Source organism: Variovorax sp. AC103, from assembly GCF_979254005.1.
Map to the genome: position 1 here is coordinate 21,160 of NZ_CEEDFC010000040.1, position 12,311 is coordinate 33,470.

Below are 12,311 nucleotides of genomic sequence, written 5' to 3' on the forward strand. Positions count from 1 at the left end.
TCACCGCCCGGCGGCCAGCTCGCGGTAGAAGAAGGTGGTGGCGCACGGCCCGCCTTCGGGCAGCAGCGCGAAGCCGGGCACCGCGCCCACGCGCGTCCACCCGCTGCGCACATAGAGTCTTTCGGCTTCGGCGCTCGAGGTGTCGAGCACCAGCAGCGTCTTGCCGCGCTCGCGCGCCACGACTTCGGCCGCCTGCATCAGCAGCGCGCCGATGCCCCGGCGCCGCGCGCGGCGGTGCACCAGCATCTTGGAAACGTCGGCGCGGTGCGGCTGGTTCTCGGGCTGCGCCAGCACCACCTGCACGGTGCCCACGATGCCCTCTTCGTCCTCGGCCACCAGCAACGCACGTTCGCCGCGCGCCACGCCGTCGGCCACCTGGCGCCAGAACGCGAGCGCGCGCTCATGCGCCAGCGGCAGCATGAAGCTCACGGAGGCGCCGCCTTCGACGCAGTCTTTCAGCACATCGGCCAGGCCTTGCATTTGCGCGTCGGTCACGCGCTGCAGAAGGTGGATGCGGGGGGTAGGGGTCGTCGTCATGTTCATCTCGCCGAGTAAGAAGGTGCCGTCGCCACCGTCGCAATGACGACGGCGTAGCGCGTGGTCTTGCGCGTGGGGTTGTAGTAGCTCATGGGGCGGTCGAGCACCATCGCCAGGCAGTCGCCCGTCGAAAGGCGGTGGCGGTCGTCGCCCACGGTGAGTTCGATGACGCCGTCGAGCACCCACACCTGCTGGTGGATGACGGGCTCGCGCGCCGCGGTTTCGTAGGCCACGCGGGCCTTGGGCGGAAACAGCACCTCGACGACCTGGATCGGGGACGGGAAGCCGCCGGGCGAGACGTTCCTTCGCACATAGCCGGAGTGCGGGTCGCGCCACTGCAACTGGTCGGCGAAGCGGGACACCGGGGAGGCAGGTTCGGGCGCGGGCGACGGCGCGTCGAACAGCGAGGCCAGCGACACGCCCAGGCCGGTGGCCAGCTTCTCCAGCAGCACGGCGGTGGGGCTGCTTTCGCCGCGCTCGATCAGCGAGATCATCGAGCGGCTCACGCCGCAGTGCGTGGCCAGCGCGTCGAGCGACAGGCCGCGCGCGGCACGCAGCTCGCGCACGCGCTGGGCGATGCGGTCGTTCAGGGAGGGTGGCGATTCTGTTTCCGTCATATTGGATGAAATATCCAATACAACGGAAACCGAGTCAAGCGGTCGGTGATGCGCCTTCACCGCGAAGGGCCGAGCAAGGCCGTGCGCGCCGCCTCCGACGGGAACACGCAGGCCACGTCGTGCGCGCAGCCCGGCACCAGCACGACCTCGCGCCGCTTGTCGGGCGCGAGCATCGTGCGGTCGTACTGCGCATAGGCCAGGCCGCGCTGCATCCGGTACGGTCCCTGCGCGGCGGCCGCGCACGACTTGTCGAGGATGCCGTAGTACGTGCCCTTGGCCTCGCTGCTGTCGAGCGCGCCTTCGAGGTAGCTGATGTCGGCGGCGGCATAGCGCTGGCGCGCCTGCGCGGCGCTGCGCCCCAGGTCGGCGGGCACACCGTCGGTGCCGTACTTCCAGCGGTTCACGCCGGGGCAGGTGCCGTCGGCCGGCGGTTGCGGACGCCAGGCATCGAAGTAGAGCCAGGTACCGGGGTCGGCGACCACATAGCGCACCGCGACCGAGGCCGCGCCGGCGCGCTCCTGATCCGCGAAGCCGATGTAGTGCTGCACCATCTGCGCCCCGGCCGAGAAGCCCGCGATGGTGACGGTGCGCAGGCTGGGCCAGCGCTGCGCGAGTTCGGCCACCAGTGCGTCCATGGCCGCGAAGGAGGTGATGCGCGCGCCGTTGTCCGCGCGGCCGCCTTCGAGCCACGAGGCGCAGGTCCACAGCAGGTCGCCGGCCCGCGCCGCCGGCACGCCCGGCGCGCTGCATCTGGCGGCCTTGTCCGCGGCGACCTGGAAGACCGGCGCAACCACCAGCGTGTCGGCAAGCGCGCCGGCATTGCGCACCGCCCGCAGCGCCGCATCGAAGGTCTTGGCGGCGTCGCGCGGATGGCCGTGCAGGGCGATGAGCGCCTTGGTGGGCCCGGCCGCATTGCCGGGCACGGGTGCGGGCGCCAGCGACGCGAAGTAGTTCAGCGTGCCTTCGGCGCCGGGCGGCTGGAAGGCGCGGTAGCAATCGGGCCCGGCCGACGCGGCGCAACCGGAAGGCTGCGCCGCCGCATGCAAAGCCCCGAGCGAGAGGCACGCGGCCACCAGCCATGACCATCTGTTCATGAAGACTCCATTGCCATGAGCGTTGGCATCGTGAAAACCGGATTCTCCCGCGCCGCCGGGCCTGGTTTTTTATTCTGTGATGAGCCGATTCTTCGAACACATATTCAGCTGTAAGACGCAGATCATTCAACATCTCACCAGACAGAGCCTTGCCATGAGCACTTTCAGCGCCGACCCCCTGCCCTCTTCCTTCACGGCGTTCGCGGACGGCCTTGCCGAGCCCTCGGCGCTGCGCGCCGCCATCACCGGCGCCTACCGGCGCGCCGAGCCCGAGGCGTTGCCGCCGCTGCTCGCGCAGGCCCGCCTGCCGGCCGACCTGGCTGCGCAGGCGCACGCCCTTGCGCACCGCATTGCCGAGCAGCTGCGCAACCGCAAGAACGCGAGCGGGCGCGCCGGCCTGGTGCAGGGCCTGCTGCAGGAGTACGCGCTGTCGTCGCAGGAAGGCGTGGCGCTGATGTGCCTGGCCGAGGCGCTGCTGCGCATTCCCGATGCCGAGACGCGCAACGCGCTCATCCGCGACAAGATCGCGCACGGCCAGTGGCAGTCGCATGCGGGGCGCAGCCCCTCGGTGTTCGTCAATGCCGCCACCTGGGGCCTGCTGCTGACCGGCAAGCTGGTGGCCACGCACAGCGAAACGGGCCTGTCGAGCTTGCTGACGCGGCTCATCGGCAAGGGCGGCGAGCCGCTGATCCGCAAGGGCGTGGACATGGCGATGCGCATGATGGGCGAGCAGTTCGTCACCGGCGAGACCATCGCGCAGGCGCTGGGCAACGCACGCGAACTCGAGGCCCAGGGCTTTCGCTATTCGTACGACATGCTGGGCGAAGCGGCGCTTACCGCGCAAGATGCGAAGCGCTACCGCGTGGCCTACGAAGACGCCATCCACGCTATCGGCAAGGCCTCGGCCGGGCGCGGGGTGTACGAGGGCCCGGGCATCTCCATCAAGCTCTCGGCGCTGCACCCGCGCTACAGCCGCGCGCAGCATGCACGCGTGATGGCCGAGCTGTACCCGGTGCTGCGCGAGCTCACGCTGCTGGCGCGGCAGTACGACATCGGGCTGAACATCGACGCGGAGGAAGCCGACCGGCTCGAACTCTCGCTCGACCTGCTGGAGCGCCTGTGCTTCGAGCCGGCGCTGGAGGGCTGGAACGGCATCGGCTTCGTGATCCAGGCGTACCAGAAGCGCTGCCCCTTCGTGATCGACTTCGTGGTCGACCTGGCGCGGCGCAGCCGGCACCGGCTGATGGTGCGGCTGGTGAAGGGCGCCTACTGGGACAGCGAGATCAAGCGCGCGCAGCTCGACGGGCTGGACGGCTACCCGGTCTACACGCGCAAGGCATACACCGACGTGTCGTACCTGGCCTGCGCCCGTCGACTGCTGGCCGCGCCCGAGGCCGTGTACCCGCAGTTCGCCACGCACAACGCGCACACGCTGGCCGCCATCTACACGGCGGCCGACCCGTCGCGCTACACACCGGGCCAATATGAGTTCCAGTGCCTGCACGGCATGGGCGAGCCGCTGTACGAGCAGGTGGTGGGGCCGCTGGGGCGGCCATGCCGCATCTATGCGCCCGTGGGCACGCACGAGACGCTGCTGGCCTACCTGGTGCGCCGGCTGCTGGAGAACGGCGCCAATACCTCGTTCGTGAACCGCATCGCGGACCCGACGATTTCGCTCGATGTGCTGGTGGAAGACCCTGTCTCGACGGTGGAGCGCATGGGCGCGCTGGAAGGCGCCATCATCGGCCTGCCGCATCCGGCCATTGCGCTGCCGGCGGCGCTGTACGGCGCGCAGCGCGCGAACTCGCGCGGGCTCGACCTGGCGAACGACGACAGCTTGCGTGCGCTGGGTCGGGCATTGATCGACAGCGCCGATGCGCACTGGCACGCCTCGCCCCTTCTCGCCGAACCTGGCGGCCGCCCGGACGCCAGCCCAGACGCCCGCCCACACGCCCGCCCGGACGACGCGTTGGGCGGGGCCGAGGTGCTGAACCCGGCGGACCATCGCGACGTGGTGGGCCGCGTGCAGCAAGCCACGCTGGCCGATGTGGAGTCCGCCATCGCACAGGCGCAGGGCATCGCCGCGACATGGGCCGCAACGCCGCCCGCCGAACGCGCCGCGATGCTCGAGCGCGCGGCGGGCCTGCTCGAAGACCGCATGCCCCGCCTGCTGGGCCTGCTGGCGCGCGAGGCCGGAAAGACCTGTGCCAACGCCATCGCCGAGGTGCGCGAGGCGGTCGACTTCCTGCGCTTCTATGCGGCGCAGGCGCGCAACGATTTCTCCAACGATACGCACCGCGCGCTCGGGCCGATGGTGTGCATCAGCCCGTGGAATTTTCCGCTGGCGATCTTCACCGGCCAGGTGGCCGCCGCGCTCGCGGCCGGCAACCCGGTGCTGGCCAAGCCCGCGGAACAGACTCCGCTGGTGGCGGCCGAGGCGGTGCGCGTGCTGTGGGAGGCCGGCGTGCCGCGCGCCGCGGTGCAACTGCTGCCCGGCCAGGGCGAGACCGTGGGTGCGGCGCTGGTGGCGGACGCGCGCGTGCAGGGCGTGATGTTCACCGGCTCGACCGAGGTGGCGCGCCTGTTGCAAAAGACGCTGTCGCAGCGCCTGGGTGCGCATGGCGTGCCGGTGCCGCTCATCGCGGAGACCGGCGGGCAGAACGCAATGGTCGTGGACTCGTCCGCGCTGGTGGAGCAGGTCGTCGCCGACGTGATGGCCTCGGCCTTCGACAGCGCCGGCCAGCGCTGCTCGGCGCTGCGCGTGCTGTGCGTGCAGGAAGAGGCGGCCGACCGGCTGTTGGAAATGCTCAAGGGCGCGATGGCCGAAGCCTGCATCGGCAACCCCGCGCGGCTGGCCGTGGACGTGGGCCCGGTGATCGACGCGGACGCGCGCGATGGCATCGAGCGCCACATCGAGGCCATGCGCGCGAAGGGCCGCAAGGTCTTCCGCCAGGGCCGCGAATACGCGCACGACACGCGCCACGGTACCTACGTGATGCCGACGCTGATCGAGCTCGACAGCATCGGCGAGTTGCAGCGCGAGGTGTTCGGCCCGGTGCTGCACCTGGTGCGCTACCGCCGGCGCGACCTGGGCGCGCTGATCGGGCAGATCAACGGCACGGGCTACGGGCTCACGCTGGGCGTGCACACGCGCATCGACGAGACCATCGCGCAGGTCGTCGAACACGCGAAGGCGGGCAACGTCTATGTGAACCGCAACATCGTCGGCGCGGTGGTGGGCGTGCAGCCCTTCGGCGGCGAAGGGCTGTCGGGCACCGGGCCGAAGGCCGGCGGGCCGCTGTACATGCTGCGCATGCTGTCGAAGCGGCCGGACGATGCGATGGCGCGCGCGGTGCCGGGCGAAGCGCCCGCGCCACGGGCCGCACTGTCGGCGCTGTCGCAGTGGGCGCAGGCCACCGAGCGCACCGCGCTGGCCGCGCAGTGCGCGCGCTTTGCCGCCGATTCGCGCGCAGGCAGTTCCCGCACGCTGGCCGGCCCCACCGGCGAACGCAACGTCTACACGCTGGTGCCGCGCGAAGCGGTGCTGTGCCTGGCCGACGACGAGGCGGACCGGCTGACGCAACTGGCCGCCGTGCTGTCGGTGGGCAGCAGCGCGATCTGGCCCGCCGATGCCGGCACGCAAGGCCTGCTGGCCTCGCTGCCGGCCGAGGTGCGGCAGTGCGTGGCCGTTGCGAACGACTGGACGTCAAACACGGTCGCGTTCGACGCCGCGCTGTACCACGGCGGCGCGCACGGCCTGTCGGGCGTGATGCAGCGCATGGCCGCGCGGCCCGGGCCCGTCGTCGGCGTGCGCGCCTTCGCGCCGGGCGACACCGGCATTCCGCTCGAAAGCCTGGTGGTGGAGCGCGCGCTGAGCATCAACACGGCGGCGGCCGGCGGCAACGCGAGCCTGATGACGATCGGCTGAGCGCCGGGCCTGATTTGCCCGTTACTTGTCGAACGCCGGGTCGATCGGCACACGGTAGCCGTTGACGAGCCGGTTGGTCTCGTTGGCCATGCCGACCACGCTCATCAGCTCGGCGAACATGGCCGGCGTCATGCCGGCCTTTTCGGCGCCCGCGTGGTGGCTGGCGATGCAGTAGCCGCAGTTGTTGGTGACGCTCACGGCGAGGTAGACCATTTCCTTCACGACCGGGTCGAGCGCGCCGGGCGCCATCACTTCCTTCAGGCTGGCCCAGGTGCGCTTGAGCGTGGCCGGGTCGTTGGCCAGGTACTTCCAGAAGTTGTTGACGTCGGGCACGTTGCGCGAGGTCTTGATGTCGTCGAAGACGGCCTTGACTTCGTCGGAGGCGGCGGCGTACTCGATGGGTTGGGGCTTCACGGAGGGTCTCCTTGGGGTGGGCTGCGAGCCGCCGATTGTGTGCCTGCGCCCCGGCACCGCAGCCGCAGGCATGGCGACAATGTGCCCCAGCTTCGGCCCCAGCCACGGCCAACGCCGTGGCACGACAGGACACCGCCCCATGACTCACTGCCTCGTCGTCGACGACGACCCCGAAATTCGCGCCTCGCTGCAACTTCTCCTGCAACGCTTCGGAATGAGCGTGGCGGTGGCGGCCTCCGGACGGGAGATGCGTGAACACGTGGCCGCCGCCCGCTTCGACCTGGTGGTGCTCGACCTGATGCTGCCCGACGAGAACGGGCTGCAGCTGTGCCGCTGGGTCCAGCAGCAGCACGACATGCCGGTGATCATGCTGACCGCGCACGGCGACCCGGCCAGCCGTGTGCTGGGCCTGGAGATGGGCGCGGACGACTACCTCGGCAAGCCCTTCGAGCCACGCGAACTGGTCGCGCGCATCCATTCGGTGCTGCGGCGCATCCGCAAGGGCGCGCCGCCCGAACCGGGCCCGTCGAGCGCTTCGCCCGCGCAAGCGCACAGCGTGCGCTTCAAGGACTGGCGCTTCGACCGGCTGCGGCGCGAGCTGACGTCGCCCAAGGGCGTGGTGGTGTCGCTGTCGCAGGCCGAGTTCAGGCTGCTGTCGGCATTCGTGGCGCGGCCGCGACGCGTGCTCACGCGCGACCAGCTGATCGATCTCACCCGGGCGGCGGGGGTGGAGGTGAACGACCGCAGCGTCGACCTTGGCGTGTCCCGCCTGCGCCAGAAGCTCGGCGACGCCGCGAACCCACCGGGCCTGATCCGCACCTTGCGCGGCGAAGGCTACATGTTCGATGCCGAGGTCGCCCCATGAAGGCGCTGCTGGGCGACACCCTGGCCAAGCGCCTGTTCCTGCTCATGTGGGTGGCGCTGGTGGCGAGCCATCTTGCGGGCTACCTGGTGGTTCATGCGGTCTATCTTCCGGCCGGGCATGGTGCCTCGGCCCGCGCGCCCGGCGCCGGCGGTTCGGCCTTTCCGGGACTGCCGCCCACGCCGGGCGTTCCGGATGCGGGCGCGAACGCCCAGGCGACGGAAACTAGAACCGGCACGGGCGTCGACCTGCCGCTGGAAGGCTTGCTGCTCGACTACGGCGTGCGCATCGCCGTCATCGCGCTGGCCGCGTGGCTGGGTTCGCGCTGGCTCTCGCGGCCGGTGCGCAACCTGGTGGCTGCGTCGCGGGTGCTGGGCGGCTCCGTGGTGGGAGGGCGCCCTTCGCCGGCGCTGGACGAGCGCCGGGGCACGCGCGAAGTGCGCGAGGCCGCGCAGGTGTTCAACACCATGGCACGCCGGCTGCACGAGCAGTTCAGGACGCGCGGGCTGATGGTGGCGGCCATGTCGCACGACCTGCGCACGCCGCTCACTCGCCTTCGCATGCGCTTCGGCGCACCGGACAACCGGATGGACGAGGCGCTGCAACAACGCTGCGTCGAAGACATCCGCGAGATGGACGCGCTGATCGACACCGTGCTCGGCGTATTCCGCGGCGATGCGCTGGGGACGCCGCAGGCGCTGCAGGACACCGCCGTCGTGGCGCTGGTGCAATCGCTTGCCGACGACATGGCCGAGCAGGGGCAGGCCGTCGGCCTGACGGTGCCGCCGCCCGGGCAGGGCTCGGACGTCGTGCGCGCGGAGCCGGCGGCCTTGCGCCGGGTGATCGGCAACCTTGTGGGCAACGCGGTGCGCTACGCCGGGCGGGCCGACGTGTCGGTGCGCATTGCGGCCGGCGAAATAGCCGTCGTGGTGGACGACCGCGGGCCGGGCATTCCGAGCGCGCAGCTCGACGCCGTGTTCGAGCCCTTCTTCCGGCTCGAGCCGTCGCGCAACCGGGACACGGGCGGTACCGGCCTGGGCCTCTACATAGCGCGCGAGCTTGCGCTGCGGCAGGGCGCGCACATCCGCCTGAGCAACCGCGCGGGCGGCGGCCTGCGCGCCGAGGTGGTGTTGTCGCGCGGCTGAGCGACGCGCGCCATGTGTCGGCCACGACACAAACCGGCGATGCGGCGGACACATTCGAAGGAAAAGATCGCGGCTCCTTCCCGTTCAACTTCGCATGCCGCCGCGCGCGGCCAGCCGCCATGACCTTCACGACCCTTTTCTCCCCTGTGCCCGGCCGACTCCTGATGGCCGCGTGCGTTTCGCTGGCCAGTCTCTCGGCGCGCGCGCTGAACCCCCAGGAACAGACGAACAAGGAGGTAGTGCTCGCGTTCTACGAGGCCGCCATCAACCGCAAGGATTTCGATGCGGCCGTGCAATACATCGGCCCCCGGTACGTGCAGCACAACCCGCGCTCGCCCGACGGCATCGAGGGCCTGAAGGGGTTCGTCAACGGCTACCTGAAGAAGGCCAACCCCGCGCTGAAGGCGACCGTGCGGCGCGTGGTGGTGCAGGACGACCTGGTGGTGCTGCACGTGCAGTCGGTGAGCGCGCCGGGCGCACCGGAAACCGCCATCGTCGACATCTTCCGCGTGGAAAACGCGAAGATCGTGGAGCACTGGGACGTCATGCAGCAGGTGCCGGAGAAGCTGGCGCACGACAACACGATGTTCTGACACGGGGCGTGATCTGCATCAATAAAGTCGGCAACCGCCTCTGGGCATCTATGCGGCTTAGCGGGACACTAAAAAGTAAGCTCGATGTCCCGATGTCGTAAACCGCCCTGTCGCGACCGCGGTAACGGCGCCATTGTCGTAAACAAGGGCTAGAAAACCGCCAGGCGATTCAGTCGAATGCTCTCGATGATTCCGAAAATGAAATTCAGCTAGTCATTTTCAAAGGCATTGGCAGCCTGGGCTGTTTTCATGTCCCGTCGGTTTGCGGCTCAGGCCCCGTCGATGAGGATGAAGGCGATGCGCGCCACCGCGTCCGAGCGGTTGGCCCACGCGTGGTTCGTGCCGCGTAGGATCAGAACGTCGCCGGCCCGAAGCGTGGCTTCCTGCGTATCCAGGACCGCGACAACTTCACCTTCTAGGATCAACGCGTAGTCAACCGTTGTTGTCCGATGCATGCCAGGATGTTTCTTTGTCCCCGCGTCGTCTTGATGCGCGTCGTCGAACATCTTGCCGAACGTAGCCTAGATCCGCCGCCGCGTTTCCCCTGGATCCTTCGATTCGGGAGGCAGGTCGATGATCCTCAGTTGCCGCTCGGCGTCAGGCAGTGACGACTGAAGTCGGGCAAGCGCATCCTCTATCCTTGACTTCCAGATCGGTTCCCGGGCCGCGAGCCACTTTCGCTGATGCCAACTCCATCCGGCATCACAGATGGGTTTTCATCAAAGCGAGGCATTGCATCAATGACGAGTGCATGTGCGCAGATCTTCACCATTCAGGAATTCGATGAAACTAGGTTCATTCAAGGCGTTGGTGGATAACGATGTCACGCCAGTAGAAAACGACGCCGGTCAGTTCGACGAGGCGTCGATCCTTGCTCAGATCGGAGATTGTTTTACGGCAAAGGAGAGCGATCAGGCTCTCGCTGACATACGCGAAGTCATCAAAGACCTAGGTCTTCGGTACATGTGTGAGAAGGGGGAATGTGAACCCTACTTGAGCGCGGCGGACGCCATTCAGTTGGCTCTGAGAAAAAGGGGGCGAGCAGAAACTCCATCGAGCGATTGGCCCAAGGCCGTCGCGCTAGCCCGAAAACACGCCGCGATGAGCATTTTCAGGCAGCCGATGGACGATAGATGGCATGCAAACGTCCGCGTGTCGACGCTTTCTTCCGCGATCGTGGCATTGCGTGGTAACGGGTACAGCATCGACTTGCCGGTAGAGGGAGGGATGAATGTCTCAAGCTCTGAATTGAACCGTTTGGCTCACGACATACACGTCCTTGCGAAATCCCTTGGAGGGTCCTTGGCAACTTCGGCGGCAGGCGCCATGAAGCCCAAATGGAGTTCCTTCACCGGCCGGTTCAACCTCGGACGTCCGGGGGACACCCTTCCACAGGGAACAGTTCCTCAGATTCCGCTCGCATACCTATATCAACTCGGACTTCGATACTTTCATTTATCGCCTACCGCAATGAACCCGGCGGCGACTTTGAATGAGTTAGTGAAACTTTTAGCGAACGCGACTGCATTGCAAGACCTGGTGTCGAGCCCGTTTGATCTCATGTTTGCCCGTGTACGAGACGTTCTCGGGATACTGCAAAAGTCGACGGTCTACGACTCTGTCTTTATCGTGACCCAAGCGAAGGTTGCCCATGTGCGGGAATATGTCGAATGGATGATGTGTCATGCCTCGTTCGCTTCGCTCAGAGGAAAGACAGGTGGAACTGCAGATCAGATTCGCTCTCTCGCTCTCATGCTCTTGGATGTATGCGAAAGGACGCCTGTTGACGAGTTCCGTGTGATCCACGGGGAGACTGCTGCATTCGCGACCAACCTCAATCGAGAACCTGCAACGAGCCTTATGAAGGAGGTTTTCTGCCACCTCGAAGGCGCGAATAAAAATCTCACATTCCCTCCCAGGGATACGGATGTGGACGCCGCATTTCGCCCGATCGTTGTCGTGAATGAACGATTCGCCTTGCAGCCACCGCCAATGGCCGCGCGAGCAGTTCTGAATGCGACGATAGATTGGTGTCGTCGCGCGTGGCCAAACAAGAAATTCGACGAAGAGGCGTTGGGGCCGATGTTTGAGGAATTTGTGCGCCACAAGTTGTCCGAGCGTGGCATGACTGTGCTTCATGGAAAGTACAAGCAGGCAGCGATGGAGGGTGAGTGTGATGCTGCTCTGGAGACAAAGAAGGAAGTGATTTTCTTGGAGCTCAAGAGCAAGATGCTGACGCGTGAAGGTAGGTCAGGCAGCGATCTGGTTGCCTTGGTCGATCTGGCTCAAGCATTGGTTCGACCCCAAGCTCAAGCGATGGCGCGTCACGCCGTGCTACTAAAGGGTGGTGTACTCACATTGCAGACAGAGTCCGGAGCAAAGACGATTGCTCTGGCCGACAGAGAAGTCTTGAAGGTATCGATTACGCGCGGTGACCTTGGAAGCTTGCACGATCGTCAGTTCCTGCAACAGTTCTTGAGGGCAGGATCTGTCGCCGCTTTCGAAGCTGTCGATTCGAAGAATCAGAGCAAGTTGAAGGATTTGAAACGCTGGTTTGACCGCTTGAAGGAGGCCGCTCGTCTGGCTGGAGAAGCCAATTTCAATTCGGCCTTTCCTTACTCACGCTCGTGGAGCTTGTCCTTGTTCCAGTTCCTCTTGCTCCTGGAGCAGGCGACCGATGACGATAGCTTCTCTCACGAGCTGCAGCGCACTCGATGGCTAATAACGCCTATGAGGGATTTTTACGAGGAATACGCATACGCATGGCAGCACCTCAATAGGGCGCGCCCTGACGATGCCACTCCCGAATCCTGACGGGATTCAAACGATGCAAGAAAGAAGCTTGGATGGCCCCTAGATTTCCAACTGACCTTCGATCATCGTGTCTCGCACGGGTGGAAAGGAGAGCACCGGAAAGCAGTGAACCTGCTTCGCAGAGGGATCAAAGTCATACACCATGTTCGTGCATTCCTTTCCATCTGACATGCCCATCGTCTTTTTATGAGTAACGCCAAGACGAAGGGAGCCTGTTTCTGAGACCTCCTTGTTGATTTCCATCCAGAAGTGACCCACTTGGCCCGGTGATTTCCATCTAAATCTGACCCACGTGATAACCCTAACC

General features: G+C 66.6%; 11 protein-coding genes. 5 read left to right on the plus strand and 6 right to left on the minus strand.

Features of this window, described 5'->3' with window-relative positions; translation table 11 throughout:
- The 3 genes from AC0IYU_RS33750 to AC0IYU_RS33760 are packed head-to-tail and all read right to left on the minus strand — an operon-like array spanning position 1 to position 2,248.
- Positions 1–543 (minus strand): GNAT family N-acetyltransferase, encoded by a 543-nt coding sequence (locus AC0IYU_RS33750; protein WP_472126445.1) that lies wholly within the window; start codon positions 541–543, stop codon positions 1–3.
- The gene (locus tag AC0IYU_RS33755) at positions 540–1,154 is read right to left on the minus strand and encodes a helix-turn-helix domain-containing protein (protein ID WP_472126448.1); all 615 of its coding nucleotides are present in this window, start codon (positions 1,152–1,154) and stop codon (positions 540–542) included. The genes AC0IYU_RS33750 and AC0IYU_RS33755 overlap by 4 nt, the downstream gene beginning before the upstream one ends.
- Before the next feature lie 56 nt (positions 1,155–1,210).
- Positions 1,211–2,248 (minus strand): hypothetical protein, encoded by a 1,038-nt coding sequence (locus AC0IYU_RS33760; RefSeq protein ID WP_472126450.1) that lies wholly within the window; start codon positions 2,246–2,248, stop codon positions 1,211–1,213.
- 154 nt (positions 2,249–2,402) lie between these two features.
- On the opposite strand from AC0IYU_RS33760, the gene putA reads away from it, so the two are divergent.
- A complete protein-coding gene (gene putA / locus AC0IYU_RS33765) occupies positions 2,403–6,176 on the plus strand; it encodes a trifunctional transcriptional regulator/proline dehydrogenase/L-glutamate gamma-semialdehyde dehydrogenase (protein WP_472126453.1) in 3,774 nt (1,257 codons plus the stop codon).
- 21 nt (positions 6,177–6,197) lie between these two features.
- Here the strand turns inward: putA and AC0IYU_RS33770 are convergent, their stop codons facing one another.
- Positions 6,198–6,590, minus strand: coding sequence for a carboxymuconolactone decarboxylase family protein (locus AC0IYU_RS33770; RefSeq protein ID WP_472126455.1), 393 nt, complete (start codon positions 6,588–6,590; stop codon positions 6,198–6,200).
- A 139-nt stretch (positions 6,591–6,729) separates the two neighbouring features.
- Between AC0IYU_RS33770 and AC0IYU_RS33775 the strand changes: the two genes are divergently transcribed.
- From AC0IYU_RS33775 to AC0IYU_RS33785, 3 genes are all read left to right on the plus strand, one after another.
- The gene (locus AC0IYU_RS33775) at positions 6,730–7,455 is read left to right on the plus strand and encodes a response regulator (RefSeq protein WP_472126458.1); all 726 of its coding nucleotides are present in this window, start codon (positions 6,730–6,732) and stop codon (positions 7,453–7,455) included.
- Complete coding sequence (locus tag AC0IYU_RS33780; RefSeq protein ID WP_472126461.1) at positions 7,452–8,597, plus strand: sensor histidine kinase; 1,146 nt, start codon at positions 7,452–7,454, stop codon at positions 8,595–8,597. The genes AC0IYU_RS33775 and AC0IYU_RS33780 overlap by 4 nt, the downstream gene beginning before the upstream one ends.
- 119 nt (positions 8,598–8,716) lie before the next feature.
- Positions 8,717–9,190: a nuclear transport factor 2 family protein gene (locus tag AC0IYU_RS33785; RefSeq protein ID WP_472126464.1), complete on the plus strand. Its 474-nt coding sequence runs from the start codon at positions 8,717–8,719 to the stop codon at positions 9,188–9,190.
- A gap of 269 nt (positions 9,191–9,459) precedes the next feature.
- Here AC0IYU_RS33785 and AC0IYU_RS33790 read toward each other — a convergent pair whose 3' ends face one another.
- The gene (locus AC0IYU_RS33790) at positions 9,460–9,696 is read right to left on the minus strand and encodes a cupin domain-containing protein (RefSeq protein ID WP_472126467.1); all 237 of its coding nucleotides are present in this window, start codon (positions 9,694–9,696) and stop codon (positions 9,460–9,462) included.
- Positions 9,697–9,973: 277 nt separating this feature from the next.
- Here AC0IYU_RS33790 and AC0IYU_RS33795 point away from each other — a divergent pair, with 277 nt between their 5' ends.
- On the plus strand, positions 9,974–12,004 hold the full coding sequence (locus AC0IYU_RS33795; protein ID WP_472126469.1) for a hypothetical protein: 2,031 nt from the start codon (positions 9,974–9,976) through the stop codon (positions 12,002–12,004).
- A 39-nt stretch (positions 12,005–12,043) separates the two neighbouring features.
- Here the strand turns inward: AC0IYU_RS33795 and AC0IYU_RS33800 are convergent.
- A partial coding sequence (locus AC0IYU_RS33800; protein ID WP_472126472.1) for a hypothetical protein occupies positions 12,044–12,311 on the minus strand: 268 nt, incomplete at its 5' end.

What these genes read in the sequence shown, in the direction of transcription:
- AC0IYU_RS33755 (WP_472126448.1), bottom strand. Translation starts at nt 1,154, where the DNA reads ATGACGGAAACAGAATCGCCACCCTCCCTGAACGACCGCATCGCCCAG.
- AC0IYU_RS33795 (WP_472126469.1), top strand. Translation starts at nt 9,974, where the DNA reads ATGAAACTAGGTTCATTCAAGGCGTTGGTGGATAACGATGTCACGCCA.
- putA (WP_472126453.1), top strand. Translation starts at nt 2,403, where the DNA reads ATGAGCACTTTCAGCGCCGACCCCCTGCCCTCTTCCTTCACGGCGTTC.
- AC0IYU_RS33790 (WP_472126467.1), bottom strand. Translation starts at nt 9,696, where the DNA reads ATGTTCGACGACGCGCATCAAGACGACGCGGGGACAAAGAAACATCCT.
- AC0IYU_RS33760 (WP_472126450.1), bottom strand. Translation starts at nt 2,248, where the DNA reads ATGAACAGATGGTCATGGCTGGTGGCCGCGTGCCTCTCGCTCGGGGCT.
- AC0IYU_RS33785 (WP_472126464.1), top strand. Translation starts at nt 8,717, where the DNA reads ATGACCTTCACGACCCTTTTCTCCCCTGTGCCCGGCCGACTCCTGATG.
- AC0IYU_RS33750 (WP_472126445.1), bottom strand. Translation starts at nt 543, where the DNA reads ATGAACATGACGACGACCCCTACCCCCCGCATCCACCTTCTGCAGCGC.
- AC0IYU_RS33780 (WP_472126461.1), top strand. Translation starts at nt 7,452, where the DNA reads ATGAAGGCGCTGCTGGGCGACACCCTGGCCAAGCGCCTGTTCCTGCTC.
- AC0IYU_RS33775 (WP_472126458.1), top strand. Translation starts at nt 6,730, where the DNA reads ATGACTCACTGCCTCGTCGTCGACGACGACCCCGAAATTCGCGCCTCG.